Source organism: Nostoc mirabile CHAB5784 (assembly GCF_020829645.1).
GTDB lineage: Bacteria > Cyanobacteriota > Cyanobacteriia > Cyanobacteriales > Nostocaceae > Nostoc > Nostoc mirabile.
Genome location: NZ_JAIVFS010000045.1, coordinates 13,689 through 30,028 on the forward strand (window position 1 = coordinate 13,689; position 16,340 = coordinate 30,028).

The 16,340-nt window shown below is 45.2% G+C and carries 3 protein-coding genes; all 3 read right to left on the minus strand.

All coding sequences use genetic code 11. From position 1 onward, the window contains the following. The 3 genes from LC653_RS24960 to LC653_RS24970 all read right to left on the minus strand — a co-directional run bounded on the left by LC653_RS24960 (window position 1) and on the right by LC653_RS24970 (window position 15,950). The gene (locus tag LC653_RS24960) at window positions 1-3,768 is read right to left on the minus strand and encodes a non-ribosomal peptide synthetase (protein WP_229497405.1); all 3,768 of its coding nucleotides are present in this window, start codon (window positions 3,766-3,768) and stop codon (window positions 1-3) included. Next, complete coding sequence (locus LC653_RS24965; protein WP_229497406.1) at window positions 3,765-7,169, minus strand: condensation domain-containing protein; 3,405 nt, start codon at window positions 7,167-7,169, stop codon at window positions 3,765-3,767. Before LC653_RS24965 ends, LC653_RS24960 begins: the two co-directional genes overlap by 4 nt. A gap of 315 nt (window positions 7,170-7,484) precedes the next feature. Then, window positions 7,485-15,950, minus strand: coding sequence for a non-ribosomal peptide synthetase (locus tag LC653_RS24970; protein WP_229497407.1), 8,466 nt, complete (start codon window positions 15,948-15,950; stop codon window positions 7,485-7,487). Between the last annotated feature and the right edge of the window lie 390 nt (window positions 15,951-16,340).

Genomic DNA, 16,340 nt, shown 5'->3' on the forward strand with positions numbered 1-16,340 from the left:
TTAAATTTCGATTTCCTCCCGTTCCTCGTCTTTAGCATCAGGCATACTGAGTTGCTGTTGCAAAATTCGTTCTGCTAAACCCGCCACTGTTGGCGCATCGAACAAATCAATCACGGTCAGTTCTACCTGAAAGACTTGTAGTGATTGGGCAATCAATTGGGTTGCTAACAAGGAATGTCCACCTAAATCAAAAAAATCATCATGGATACTCACCTGTTTTAAGTTGAGTACCTGGGCGTAGATACTAGCTAGTTGCACCTCAATATCTGTACGAGGCGGTATAAATTTTGTTGTTAAACGTACTTGTTCGGGTATGGGGAGAGAATGCATATCTACTTTACCGTTGGCAGTTAGGGGTAAAGCATCCAGCAGTACAAACGCCGTCGGCACTAAGTATTCTGGTAACTTCTCCCGCATAAAGCGACGGAGTTCGGTAGGGGTGATGGCGGAGTCAGGAACAATATATGCGACTAAACGCTTTTCTCCTGGTTGGTCTTCACGGACAAGGACTACCCCTGCACGCACGTCGGGATGTTGGCACAAAACCGCTTCCACTTCTTGGGGTTCAATCCGAAAACCACGAATCTTTACCTGATGGTCAATTCGTCCCAAAAGTTTGATTCGACCATCTGGTAAGTAGCTAGCGAGGTCGCCGGTTTTGTAAAGGGTTTGGGGCATTGGGCATGGGGCATGGGGGGCATGGGGCATTGCGAGTGTGGGAGGGGTGGGAAGCTTTTTTATAATCTCCCCACACTCCCCACACTCCCTCATCTCCCTCATCTCCCCCTGCTCCCTGCTCCCTGCTCCCCTGCTTTTTCCCCACTCCCCACTCCCCACTCCCCACTCCCCAATAAACGGATTCGGTACAAATCTCTCGGCGGTTAAATCTGGGCGATTCAAGTAGCCTCGTGCTACGCCTACGCCGCCGATGTAGAGTTCGCCAATCACACCGATGGGGACTGGTTGCAAATAACTATCTAATATATATAGTTGCTTGTTGGCACTGGGGCAGATGGTGGGAAGCAAGGGATGTCCATTGCCGCAAAGTACCATGCTGGCGTTGACTGTGACTTCGGTAGGGCCGTAGGCGTTGATGAAGCGTCGTCCTTTCGACCATCTCACAATCAATTCTGGGGAAGGGGCTTCTCCACCTACTAATATCATCCGTAATTTGGGCAGGTCTTGTGTAGGGAGGAGGGAAAGGGCTGATGGTGTAATAGTTATATGGGTAACGGCGTTATCGCGTAGCAATTGCAGCAATTCTGCACCGGGAAGTAAGGATTCTGATTTGGCAAGGCAGAGTTTAGCACCACAACCCAGCCCCATAATGATTTCAGGAATAGATGCATCAAAGCTGAGGGAGAAAAATTGCAATACGCAGTCGCCGGGATGCACATCACAGATATTGATTTTGTGTTCTGTGAGGTTTGTTAAGCCGCTATGGGCTATGAGAACTCCTTTAGGCGTGCCAGTGGAACCGGAGGTGTAAATCAAATACGCTAAATTAGCTGGAGTTACTTGACATTGTGGATTATCTGTGCTGCATTGGCTCATTGCCTCCCAGTCTGTATCAAGACAAATTACCTCGTAGTTAGGAGAAAGTCTTTCCCCCCTGCTCCCTGCCCCCTGCCCCCTGCTCCCTGCCCCCTGCCCCCTGCCCTCTTCCAGGGTGAGCAAAATCGGTACTTGAGAATCTGCCAGCATATAAGCTAGCCGTTCTGGAGGATAATTGGGATCGAGGGGTAAATAAGCTCCACCGGCTTTGAGGATGCCGAGTAAGCCAATTATCATCTGTGGCGATCGCTCCACACACAATCCCACAATTACCTCTGGTTGCACGCCGCGTTGCTTTAAGTAATGAGCGACTTGATTACTTTGTTGATTAAGTTCTCGATAGGTGAGGCTGTGATTTTCAAATATCAAGGCGAGTGCGTCTGGTGTTTTTTCTACCTGTGCTTCAAATAGTTGGTGAAAGGTGCATTCGCTTTGATATTCCACCTGGGTTTGATTCCAGTCCACTAACACTTGTTGTCTTTCTAACTCAGTTAGCAACGGTAACTCGGAAATTCTTTGCTCTGGATTACTCACAATCCCTGCTAGTAGTGTCTGGAAATGCTCGACCATCCGGGCAATTGTCTGGGGTGCAAATAAACCCTGGTTGTATTCAAACGCACCCACTAAACCCTCGGATGTTTCGTACATATCTAAACTCAAGTCGAGTTTGGCACTGGCTTCGGTTCTCTGTATGGGTGTAAGGGTTAATCCTGGTAATTGTAATTTTTCATGCGTGTGATTTTCTAAACGAAATTTCACCTGAAACAAGGGATTAAAGCTCAAATCTCGTTCTAGTTGCAGGACTTCTACCAATTTTTCAAAGGGAATATCTTGATGATCATAAGCCTGCCAAGTTGTTCCCCGCACCTGCTCTAATAGTTCTTGGAAGGTCGGATTACCAGCAAGGTTTGTCCGTAAAACTAATGTATTGACAAAAAAGCCAATTAACCCTTCTGTTTCCCGGCGATGGCGATTAGCAACGGGAGTCCCAACAAGTAAATCTGTTTGTCCGGTGTAACGATGCAGAAGGACTTTATAAGCTGTTAATAAAATAATAAATGGCGTGACACCTGCGCTGCTGGCTAAGGATGCGATCGCAGTACTCAAATCTGGTGATAAAGAAAATGACTCAATTGCACCAAGGAATGTTTGTACCCGGCTACGAGGGTAATCTGTGGGCAATTGTAAAACTGGGAGTGTACCCCCTAATTGTTTTCGCCAATAGGCAATTTGAGTTTCTAAAACTTCTCCCTGTAACCACTGTCTCTGCCAAACAGCAAAATCAACATATTGAATTGCCAACTCTGGTAAGGGAGACGGCTGATTGGCTGCAAAAGCAGAGTATAAGGTTGCCAATTCCCGCACTAAAATGTCCATTGACCAACCATCAAAGACAATGTGGTGCATGGTAAATAAAACTACATACTCATCGACACCTAAATGCAGCAACTTTACCCGTAACAGTATATCGGTAGCTAAATCAAAAGGTTGGCGTGCTTCCTGAATAAAAAGCGATCGCACTTCATCATCTTGTTCTAGAGGATTTAGTGCTTGTAAATCCACAACAGGCACTAGTAGTCTGCCAAGGCAACAATGCTTGGTAAACCAAGTTTTAGAATCTTTCTCTCTTTCTCTTTCTCTGTGTCGCGCCAGTTGCTTCAAGTCGGGAAACCGCAAGGGCGCACTGGCTTCTCTGTGCCTCTGCGGTTCGTTATTTAAAAGAGCAAACTTTGGGACTACTAGAACCTCTACACTCGGCTGAATAGTAATTAAGGGATTTCCATCTACAGTAGGGAACTGAGTACGTAACACCTCATGACGACGGATAATTTCGTTAAGCGATCGCGCCAAGACCGCAATATTTAACGAACCAGTCAACCGAACTGCTGTCGGAATATTGTAAGTAGCACTACCAGGTTGTAATTGTTCTAAAAACCACAGTCTTTGCTGGGCAAATGAAAGGGGGAGAGCAGCATTGCGATCAACTGGCTGAATAGAATGAGCATAGGTATTGGAAGCAATTTGAGCCTGCTGCAAAAATTTGACAATCTCCATTTTGCGCGATCGCAATTCGGCATTGAGCGTATCTGTTAGCACATCCTCTGGAACACTACAACGCACGCGTAGGCTTTGCCCGCCGCAGGCATCGCCTTCTATCCAAAGTTTGACATCCAGGCTGTACAGGTGTGATAAAAACTCTTCAATAGTCTTCATAGTTCAATCTCCTTACGACCTGGTGCGGCGGTTGGGGTTGTTTGCATTTGTTGGACGCTCTTTTGCAGAATTTCGATGCGTTCTGCAAGTCCAGCAAGAGTTGGTTTTTCAAACAGACTCCCCAAGGGCAAATCTAACTGAAAGGCTTCTCGCAGCCGCGCACTCACCCGAATCGCCGATAGGGAATTTCCCCCTAATTCAAAGAAATTATCATGCACTCCTACTTTTTCTAGTCGCAACACATCCGCCCAGACATTGGCAATAATTGCTTCTGTGGGATAGCGCGGTAGTAGAATCTGACTAGCGTCCCGTATATCTTCTGGTGGTGGTAACGCTTGGCGATTAACTTTACCGTTGGGTAACAAAGGCAATTCCTCAAGTATTACAAACACCGACGGCAGCATATAATCAGGCAAAAGATTTGCTAAAAATTCCCGCAGTTCCTCGGTTAAGGTTGGTTCTTGGCTGGCTGACTTCTGAACAATATAGGCAACCAAGCGCAGATTGTCGGTTTGGTCTGGGTGAAGTTTCACTAACGCTTGTTGTACAGCCGGATGTTGATTAAGTACCGCCTCAATCTCACCTAACTCAATCCGCAATCCCCGAATTTTCACTTGATTATCTAAGCGTCCGAGATACTCGATATTACCATCTCTTAGATAGCGGGCGCGATCGCCAGTTTTGTATAGGATGGGCATTGGGCATGGATTATTTCTCCCTCCTCCCTCATCCCCCACTCCCCACTCCCCACTCCCCACTCCCCATTCCCCAATAAACGGATTCGGCACAAACCGTTCTGCGGTTAAATCTGGTCGTTTCCAATAACCCCGCGCTACTCCGACACCACCAATGTAGAGTTCGCCTGGAACACCCACGGGTACTAGTTGCAGATGGTCATCGAGGAGATAAATTTGTGTATTGGCAATGGGGCGACCGATAGGAACTGTCTGTAAATCATCATCAGGTTGACATTGATAGTAAGTTACATCAATTGCCGCTTCGGTTGGGCCATAAAGGTTGTGCAATTGTGCATCCAAACGCTGGAAAAATCGATTTTGCATTTCCAGCGATAAAGCTTCGCCGCTACAAATCACCCGTTTCAAACTTTGACAACAGCAAGTTTTTGGTTGAGTGGAAAGAACCCCACCCGCCCTATCGGGCACCCTCCCCTTGCTAAGAGGAGGGTTAGGAAGGGGTTCTAGCTCCCTCCCCTTGCTAAGGGGAGGGTTGGGGAGGGGTTCTAATGCTTCTAAAAATACCCCCAACATAGCAGGTACAAAATGTAAAGTCGTAATTTGTTCTCGGTCGATGAGTTCAACTAAATACTTTGGATCTCGATGTCCCCCCGGTTTTGCCATCACTAAACACGCGCCGTTGAGTAATGGAAAGAAAAATTCCCAGACGGAGACATCAAAGCTAAAGGGCGTTTTTTGCAAGACACGTTCGCTTGTTTGTAAACCATACTGCTGCTGCATCCAAAACAACCGATTGCTTAAACCACGATGAGTATTAATTACACCCTTGGGCTGTCCTGTGGAACCAGAGGTATAAATTACGTAAATTGTATTATCAAGGTTGACAGAAGTGCTTATATTATGCTGTGGATGCTGGCTAATTTGCTGCCAATCCCGATCTAAACATACGGCTTTATAACTGATCCCCCCAACCCCCCTTTGAAAGGGGGGCAAAAGGGGATCTAACAAAGATGCTTGGGTTAAAATTACTGACACCTCTGTTTCACTAAGAATGTATCCTAGCCGTTGTGTGGGATAATCTCTTTCAAGGGGAACGTAGGCGGCTCCGGCTTTGAGGATAGCTAAGATGCCAATAACCATTAACAGCGATCGCTCTAAATATATCCCAACTAATGTTTCTGGCTGGACTCCCAAATTTTGTAAATAATGTGCTAACTGGTTCGCACGCTGATTTAATTCTCTATAAGTAAGTTGCTGTTCTCCGAAAACAACAGCAATGCTATCTTGTGTCCGTGCTACCTGTGCTTCAAATTGGTGATGAATGCATTTTTGAGGATAATCTGTTTGGGTTTGATTCCATTGGATAATCTGCTCACGTTCTTGGTGTGTGAGCAGGGGGATTGTTCCCAAGTTTTGCCCTGAATGAACTATCATACTTTCCAGTAGGAGACAGAAATGCTCTAATAGTTGAGTCATGGCAACAGGTGCAAACCGAGTGCGATCGTACTTCAGGTTTACAGACAATTTATTTCCCACAGATACAAGCACCGTCAAAGGAAAACTTGTCCACTCGATTGATTGAATATTAACAATGCGTAAATCTTGGTTTCCCTGTACTCCCGATGTATCAACCGGATAGTTTTCAAATACCAAAATACTTTCAAATAACGGAGTTCCCCGTGGGAGTTCGCTCCATTCCTGGATTTCTAACAGCGATGTGTATTCATACTGCCATGATTCTGCCTGTTGTGCTTGTAATTTTTGCAACCATTCAACTAAGTTTGTTTGCGGTGAAACCTGCACTCGCACGGGTAATGTGTTGATAAATAGCCCGACCATCGATTGTACACCAGGTAGGGTTGCTGGTCGTCCCGACGAGGTAGCACCAAATACCACATCTGTGGTGTTACAGTAGCGACTCAATAATAGGGCGAAAGCTCCCTGTAGCACTGTATTTAGGGTTAATTGATGCTGTTTTGCCCAGGTTTGCAGAGTGGCAGTTTGATCAGGATTGAGCGAACGCATCTCTGACTGTAAACTGGGTTGAGTAGTGCGTAATTTCTGAGAAATCGGCAGCGATGTTGGGGTGATAAAACCTTGGAGTTGTTTTTGCCAAAAAGTTTTAGCAGCAGCTTGATCCTGTTGCTGCAACCAAGCGATATATTCACCGTAGGGACGCGGGTTAGGATATCGTGACGGTGAATGATAATAGTGTTGGAATTGTTGAATAACCAGCGCCGATGACCAACCATCGAGAATTAAATGATGCTGTGTCCAGATGAGAGTATGTTGAGATTTGTCAAGTTGAATAAGGGTGAAACGCATGAGGGGCGGCTCTTTCAGGTCAAATCCCAAAGAGCGATCGCCCTCTAGAAACTCCTCTAATCGTGCTTGCTGTTCTTTGTATGATAGTTCTCGCCAATCTAAAAATGTCCAAGGAAATTCAACTTGACGAAAGACGACTTGGAAAGGTTTATCACGCTGTTCCCAATAAAATGCCGATCGCAAAGCGGCATGATTTCTAATAACCTCTTGCCAAGCGGTTTGCATGGCATTGACATCTAGTTTACCTTCTAAATTCAAGCAAACCTGTGGCACATACACGCCCGCCTGCGGTGTCAGCAAGGTATGGAATAGCATTCCCTGCTGCATTGGCGAGAGAGGATAGATGTTTTCGATATTTTGACGTTTATCCACGGCGGGCATGGTTGTTGGTTGATGCTAGGATGTTTGTGAAGATTAGTCTCAGGCAGAGGTGCAGAGAGAATAGAAGTTTTATACCAATTTAGGACTTACGCACGAATTACGGAATAACGAACCGCAGAGGCACAGAGAAGCCAGTGCGTTGGGCGGGTTTCCCGACTTGAAGCAACTGGCGCGACACAGAGAAATCAGAGTTTGAGAGATATTTTGCGTAAGTCCTACAATTATCTAAAATCCGGCAACAGATTTAAACCTGGAAGCCCTGATTCAATCTGAATTTTTTAATTACGAATTACGAATTACGAATTACGAATTAGATTATATGTCTGCTAATAATTTATCGAGTTCTGCTTGGGTGAGTTGCATTTGGGGGAAGTCGGAGGGGGTGAACCCGTTAGCGTTGGGGGAGAGGCAATGCTGAATTAGCGATCGCAATTTTGTTTGATAATTTTTAGCTAGGGTGGCTATTGTTTGCTGTTGATGTCGGGTTCGACTATAGAACCAATCAAATCGCAGTTGTCCTCCTGTAACGATACTATTAATTTCGATCAGGGTGTTGCGTGTTCCTCGCTGGCTGCGGCTATGTCCGACAGACTCACGCGCCGGGATGAAAAGAGATGATTGGGAAAAGATTTGGTCAGATTGTCCGAGATAATTAAATCGTACCTGTGGTGAGGGAACTGCCCGCAATTTGGCTTGAATTGTTGGGGATGCTAAGTAGCGTAATAATCCATAGCTTATACCACGATTTGGTACTTGGCGTAGTTGCTCTTTAATTGTTTTTAGGGAATCTCCCAGTTCTGATGATGCATCTATATTTAAGAGTACTGGGAAAAGGCTGGTAAACCAACCCACTGTGCGAGATAAATTCATACTTGGAAACAAATCTTCTCGCCCGTGTCCTTCTAATTCTACTAAAAGATGGCGATCGCCACTCCAAGAGTGGAATGCTAATACTAAGGCTGTCAACAGAATATCATTAATTTGTGTGTGGTACGCTGCCGGAACTTGTTGGAGTAAGACTTGAGTATCTTGAGAACTCAGGGAAACAGAGTAGGTATCTACATCTGCCATTCTGTTGCAACCTTGGGGATCATCTATTGGTAGGGGAGTAACTTGCTGCCAAGAAGGAGATGTCCAATAATCTAATGCTGGTTGCAAATTGGCAGTTTGGGTGTAATCTCTAAGTTGAGTTGCCCATTGTTGAAAGGATGTGGTTTTTGGCGGTAGTTGGATTTCCTGTTTTTGGTTGAGTTGCTGGTAGGCTAATTGCAAATCTTCTAGAAGAATCCGCCAAGAAATGCCATCGACAATTAAATGATGGATGATGATTAACAGGCGATGACGTTGCTGTTCACCCAAGTTAAAATATGCCACACGTAGCAATGGCGGTTTATTTAGGTCAAAACTGGCTTGTAAATCATCAGCATGGGTAGTAATCGTTTTTTGCACTTTGTCCGGTGCTACAACCGCTAATTCCGATAAATCAACATATAACGTGTAGACAGAAGTTGTATTACCCCCCTTAATCCCCCCTTGTAAAGGGGAAAAATCGGAAATCTCTCTCCCTCCCCAATGCATCGGGGGGAAATCAGAAATCTCTCTCCCTCCCCTTGCCAAGGGGAGGGTTGGGGTGGGGTAATGCGATCGCAATCCATCATGGTGTGTAATTATCTTCTCTAACGCCTGCCGCAGCCAAGTAAAATTAAGAGGCTGCTGCACTTCCAAGAGAATTGCTTGGTTCCAATGGTGTGGATCAACGAGATTTTCCTCAAAAAACCAGTGTTGGATTGGAGTCAGGGGAATATCTCCCGTTACTGCCTCCTGGGGTATGGAAATTTCCTTAATAGTATCAACAATAGCTGCTAATTCTGCCACCGTTTGATATTGAAACATCTGCCGAGGGAGTAATGCCAACCCTTGCTGATTCGCCTTAGCAACCACCTGAATTGCTAGGATGGAATCACCGCCTAGACTAAAGAAATTATCGTGAATACTAATTGATTCTACACCTAAAACCTGACTCCAAATAGTAACTAATTGTTGCTCTAAGGGTGTGCGGGAGACAGTAAAAGAGGTATTTACTGGTCGCAATTCGGGAATCGGCAAGGCACGACGATCAACTTTTCCATTAACAGTTAATGGCAGAGTTTCCACAATTACCAAGGCTGACGGCACCATGTAGCCAGGCAACTTTGCTGCCAGAAATTGGCGTAACTCTGTCTCTTGTAGCTTTGACTTGGGAACCACATAGGCAACCAAACGGGCATGATCTAGCGTATCTTGCCGAGCGATCGCTACTGCTTGTAACACCCCCGGATGCTGATGTAACACTGCTTCAATTTCCCCTAACTCAATTCGGAAACCGCGCAACTTCACCTGATGATCCCAGCGCCCCAAGTATTCAATAGTACCATCTGGAAGATAACGGGCGCGATCGCCTGTTTTATAAAGGATGGGCATGGGGCATGGGGCATTGGGAATAGGGGATGAGTCTTTAATACTCGCCGATGAGTCTTTAATACTCGCTGACGAGTCTTTAATACTCGTGAATGAGTCTTTGATACTCGCCGACGAGTCTTTGATACTCGTGAATGAGTCTTTTATACTCGTGAATGAGTCTTTGATACTCGCCGACGAGTCTTTTATACTCGCTGACGAGTCTTTTATACTCGTGAATGAGTCTTTGAACTCCATTCCCCTGTTCCCCCACTCCCCACTCCCCACTCCCCACTCCCCAATCAACGGATTCGGCACAAACCTTTGGGCTGTTAAATCTGGTTGTTGCCAATAACCACGGGCAATTCCTGCACCACCGAGGTAAATCTCACCAGGTACGCCGATGGGTAAGGGTTGCAGGTTTTTATCTAAAATATAAACTTGAGTATTGGCAATCGGATGACCGATAGTTGGGGCTTGGTGGCTGTGTTTGGGAATAAGGGTAAAGGTGGAGTAGGTAGTATCTTCTGAAGGGCCGTAGAGGTTGAATACTTGGTCAATGGTGGATTGTTGGTAAAGTTGTTGTACTAAGGATTTCGGTAGGGATTCTCCTGCTAAGTTCACAGTCCGCACTGATGCGGGAATGGCATTGAGACGCAGCAATTCTCTGGCGGCTGAGGGGACGGTGTTGAGCAGAGTTACTTGCCCTGCGGCTGGTAATTCCAGTAACTCAAGGGCGTTATCTGCCAAAATCACACTTCCTCCCCAACTCAGAGGTACGAAGATTTCAAACACCGATAAATCAAAACAAATGGATGTGGAGGCCAGGACACCTGCTAATTGTGCTGTTGAATAAACTTCTTTTGCCCAAGATATCAAGGTAACGGGACTGCGATGGGAAATTGCAACTCCTTTAGAAATGCCTGTAGTTCCAGAGGTGTAGATGATGTATGCCAGATTGTCTGGTGTGAGGCTATTGATGGGATTTGCGGTATTCTCTAAGGAAATTGCTTCTGCATCTGTGTCCAGGCAAATTACAGGAATATCTAAGCTGGGTAGTTTGGGCAATTGATGCTGCTGGGTAATCAAAACTTGAATCTGGGCATTTTGGATAATTAATCCGAGTCTTTCTTGAGGATAACTTGGATCAAGGGAAACGTAAGCGCCTCCAGCTTTCAGAATACCCAACAAGCCGATAATCATATCCAGGGAACGATTTACACAAATCCCCACGGGAACTTCTGGCTGTACACCTAAACGTTGTAGGTAGTGAGCCAGCTGATTAGCTTTGGTGTTTAATTCCTGGTAACTTAAACTTTCTCTACCCCAAATAACGGCAGTATGTTTAGGAGTTTGCCTGACTTGGGCAGTAAATAATTCATGTAAACATTGCCCATCAGGATATTCCCGTTGAGTTTGGTTCCATTCTCCCAATTGCTGTTTTTCAGCAATACTCAACAAAGGTAGTTCGGCAATGGGTTGCTGGGGATTAGCAACAACGGCTTCTAATAGTGTTTCCAGATGTCCAGCCAAACGCGCAATAGTTGGCGCTGTAAATAAATCGGTGTTGTACTCCAGCTTACAACTCAGTCCCTCTCGAGTTTCGCTGACTATCCAAGTGAGGTCAAATTTTGCCGTTCCACTATCTACGTCAAGAATCTGCCATTGCATTCCTGCCATATCTAATTCTGGCAGAGGGAGATTTTGCAACACCAGCATAACTTGAAAAATCGGCGTATGACTGAGCGATCGCATCGGTTGCAAAACTTCTACTAATTGCTCAAAAGGCAAATCTTGATGAGCATAAGCACCGAGAGCCGTTGCACGTACCCGTTGCAGTAACATTTCAAAGGTGGGATAGCCGCTTAAATCGCTACGCAGTGCTAAAGTATTGGCAAAACAGCCAATTAATGATTCTGTTTCTATACGATTTCGATTAGCGATCGCACTACCAACAACAATATCATCACTGCCCGTATAACGATGTAACAGCACATTCAAAGTAGCCAGCAAAGTCATGAATAAAGTACTGTGATGACGCTGACTTAACTGTTTTAACGCTTCAGTTAACCCCGAAGACAAACCAAAGCGATGCACAGCCCCTCTAAAAGATTGCACAGCCGGACGAGAATAATCCGTTGGTAATTCCAACAAAGCAGGCACATCAGCCAACTGCTGCCGCCAATATCCCAGATGCCCCTCCAACACCTCACCCTGCAACCATTCTCGCTGCCAGTAAGCAAAATCCACATACTGAACACTTAAAAATTTCTCCTCCTCTTCTTTGCGCCTCTGCGTCTGGGCGTGATACAACCCCACCACATCCCTTACCAACAACCCCATAGACCAAGCATCAGCAATAATATGATGCAACGTCAACAGCAAAACATGACTTGTTCTCCCCAAACGCAACAACTGCACCCGCAGCAGTGGCCCATCCTCCAAATTAAACGGCTGTTGTGACAACAGCAAATCCTCAATTTCCTGTTGCTGTTCATTAGCCGCCAGAGCTTGCAAATCAATTGCTAATATATTGATCTGACAAAAATCAGCAATCCTCAAAACAGGCTGTCCATCAACGCTTTGAAAAGTTGTCCGTAAAATTTCCTGTCGTTGCACCATCTCATCAAAACTGCGCTGCAAAATTCCCAAATCGATATCTCCCTGAATTTCCACCGCCAAGGGAATATTGTAAAATGGGCTATCTGGCTCTAACTGCGACAAAACCCAAAACCGTTGTTGAGCAAAAGACAGAGGTAAATTACCAGTGCGCTGAATTGGCAATATCGCTGGGGCTACACTTAAAGATTGGCTTTGCCTCATTTGGTCAATCACTAGTGCCAGATTAGCAAGTATTGGTGTTTCAAACAGATGACGCAATGGTAATTCTACACTAAACACCTGCCGAATTTGAGAAACTACCCGCGTTGCAAAAAGTGAATGTCCCCCCAAATTGAAGAAATTGTCATCAATGCCCACTGACTCTATACCCAGCACCGATGCCCAAATGCCTGCCAACAGTTCCTCCGTGGGTGTATGGGGAGCCGTTACCGTAGTCGCCACCGAATTGACATCGGCATCTGGTAGTGCCAAGCGATCAACTTTACCATTAGGTGTAAGAGGTAATTTTTCCAGTACTACAATCGCCGTAGGGATCATATAAACTGGTAATTTTGTTGCCAGGAAGGAACGTATAGCGGTTTTTACTCCACCCGCCCTATCGGGCACCCTCCCAGTGCCTTGGGGAGGGTTAAGAAGAGGTTCTAGCTCCCTCCCAATGCCTTGGGGAAGGTTAGGGAGGGGTTCTAGCTCCCTCCCCTTGCTAAGGGGAGGGTTGGGGTGGGGTGTATTGGGGACAATATACGCTACCAAACGCCGCTCTCTGGGTTCATCCTCTTTGAGAGTAACTACAGCCTGAGCCACTTCTGGATGTTTTTGGAGTACCCCTTCAATCTCACCCAATTCAATCCGATAACCCCGAATTTTTACTTGATTATCTAATCTGCCCAAGTATTCTAAATTACCATTTTTTAAATAACGAACGCGATCGCCTGTTTTGTATAGGGCATTAGGCATGGGGCATGGGGGAGCCACTGCGTTGGGCGGCTCTGCCGACTTGAAGCAAGTGGCGTCATGGGGCATTGGGCATTGGAAGCCTTGAGGTTCCGAGGTGGATTCATCCAGTTCCGAGGTGGATGAATTTAATTTTAACTCTCCCTTGCTCCCCTGCTCTCCTCCTCCCCTGCTCCCCACTCCCCACTCCCCACTCCCCACTCCCTTCCCAAAAGGATTTGCCAAAAACCTTTGGGCTGTTAACTCTGGACGTTGCCAATAACCCCGTGCTACTCCCACACCACCGATGTAGAGTTCTCCTGGTACACCCACGGGAACTGGTTGCAAATGGTCATCGAGGACGTAAAATAGGGTGTTGGCGATGGGACGACCAATGGTAACAGACTCACGCGGACTGAGTTTTTGTACGGCTGACCAAATTGTGGTTTCTGTTGGGCCGTAAAGGTTCCAGACTTCTCGACTGAATGATATTAACTGCTGGGCGAGGGAATTATCTAAAGCTTCTCCACCGCAGAGAATTTTTAAATCTTCTTTTCCACGCCAACCACTAGCTAAGAGTAAGCGCCAGGTGGCTGGAGTAGCTTGCATGACGGTGATTTGATGTTGTTCTATGGCGGCTGCTAGTTGGACTCCATCTAGTGTTACCTCCCGTTGCACAAGAACGAGACTAGCACCAACAATTAACGGCAAGAAAATCTCTAAGGCGGCGATGTCAAATGCTAAGGTTGTCACGGCGAGGAGGCTATCTTTTGCCGTTAATCCTGGCATTTTCGCCATTGCATTCAAAAAGTTGGTCAGTCCTCTGTGCAAAATTTGCACGCCTTTCGGTGTACCTGTGGAGCCAGAGGTGTAAATTAGGTAGGCTAGTTGATTGGGGTCAACTTTAACTAAGGGATTATCACTCTCTAAATTATCAATAAAATTTAATTGCGTATCTATACAGAGAATTTCAGCAGGATTTTCAGGTAATAAATTTAATAATCTATTTTGAGTGAGTAAAATTGATATTTGAGCATCTTGGAGGATAAACCCCAAACGCTCTTGAGGATAAGCAGGGTCGAGGGGAATATATGCTGCTCCAGCTTTGAGAACTGCCAAAAGTGCGATCGCCATTTCCAAGGAGCGATCGCAGCAAATCCCCACCCGTGTTTCTGTTTGAACACCCAACTTTTGCAAATAATCGGCGAGTTGATTCGCTTTGGTGTTAAGTTCTATATAAGTTAGGGACTTATTCTCAAAAATGACTGCTATTTTATCTGGTGTTCTTTGGGCTTGTTGGGCAAATAATTCCTGAACGCATAAATCAGGAATTTCTACAACAGTATCATTCCACTGCACAAGTAACTGTTGTTGCTCATTCTCTGTGAGTAAAGGCAACTCAGCAATGTGTTGATCGGGATTTTCCCCAATTCCATGCAGCAGTGTTTGGAAATTGTGAATCAGGCGATCAATGGTTGCTGCTTGGAATAAATCGGTACTATACTCAAATGTCCCCGTTAATCCCCTTGGTGTTTCGGACATATCCAAGCTCAAATCAAAGCGGGCTGTGGAATGTTCAGTCTCCAAAGGTTCAATTGTCAATCCAGCCAAATTGGTACTTTGGCTCTTGGTGTTGTGGAGAATAAACATCACCTGAAACAGGGGATTTTGACTTAAATTCCGTTCTGGTTGCAGTTGTTCTACCAAATCTTCAAAGGGCAATTCTTGATGAGACAATGCCGCAAGGACTGTTTCGCGCACTTGGTTGAGTAAGTCACAAAAACTAGGATTACCAGATAAATTGGTACGAAAAACCAGATTATTTACAAATAACCCAATCAGATTAGCAATTTCTGGGCGATCGCGGCTAGTAACCGTGGAACCTACCAAAATATCTTTTTGCCCACTGTAGCGATACAGCAAGACATTAAATGCTGTCAGCATGGTCATAAATAATGTAGCACCTTGCTGTTGACTGAGTTGCCGCAGCCTGTCAGATAATTCTAGTGACAGTGTAAAAAACTGCCGCGCTCCCTTGAAAGTCTGTCTTGCTGGACGAGGATAATCTATTGGTAGGGATAATTCACAGGGACAATTTTGGAGTTGTTCTTTCCAGTAAGTTAGTTGAGTGGTGCGTGCTTCGCTTTGCAGCCATTTCTGTTGCCAAGTAGCAAAATCTACATACTGAATTGATAAATCAGGTAAAATTGATGGTTGCCCCTTACTATATCCTTGATATAGCAATGCTAATTCTCTCACTAAGACACGCATTGACCAATAATCAGCAATAATGTGGTGCATGACAAACAGCAGCACATATTCCGTAGTACTTAGTTGCAGCAGTGCCACACGGAACAACGGAGCCTGAGTAAGCTGGAAAGGACGCACAGTTAAAAGATTTGCCTGTTGCATGACTTGCGCTGCTTGGTGTTCTGGTGATAATCCGCGCAAATCAACTAGAGGCAGTGTGAGTGTAAAATTTGCAGTAATATTTTGTACAGGTTCGTCATCAACTACAGAAAAACTACTGTGAAGGATTTCGTGACGACGGACGATTGACTGCAAACTTTGCCCCAAACCATTAATATTTAGCTTTCCCGTCAAACGTAAAGCGCTGGGAACATTGTAAACAGATAGTCCTGGTTGTAGCTGTTCGAGAAACCATAGCCGCTTTTGGGCAAAGGATAGGGGAAAATTTTGTTGCTTGGCTGCTTGCTGTTGCAAGAGTTTTGCTAAAAGTTGTCTTTTTTGTAACGCCTGTAGTTCAGAGGTGTTTGGCTGTGAATGACTCATATAAAGAAATTATTCGCAGGAATCACAGATAAAAATGTTACTTATAAATGCTGTTTTGCGAAAGAGAGATTTTTATCGGTAGTGGCGGCGCAACGCCTGATGACAAACTGTCTGTAAAATGGTATGTGAAGCGCAATATATAACGCTTATTAGGAAATAAGTAGGTCGGCGTCAATAATTCTCGTTGGGATAAGGCAGTTCTTTATGGGCGCTAAAAGCTTGGGGAAAAAAGGGTTTGAGCCTTGTTTACTTTTCTTCACACAGTTTGGTTTTATTGTGCCAACTTACTTAATTTCGTTAAGTCAAGTTAGTATTGATATGATTTTACACTATATGACAATAATTCTCAGTTAATTTTAAAAACGTATTCACCTTAGTGCAGCTTTGCGT

Excerpts from the sequence above, each read along its gene's own strand:
- LC653_RS24965 (WP_229497406.1), bottom strand. The coding sequence starts at position 7,169 with ATGCCCGCCGTGGATAAACGTCAAAATATCGAAAACATCTATCCTCTC.
- LC653_RS24970 (WP_229497407.1), bottom strand. The coding sequence starts at position 15,950 with ATGAGTCATTCACAGCCAAACACCTCTGAACTACAGGCGTTACAAAAA.
- LC653_RS24960 (WP_229497405.1), bottom strand. The coding sequence starts at position 3,768 with ATGAAGACTATTGAAGAGTTTTTATCACACCTGTACAGCCTGGATGTC.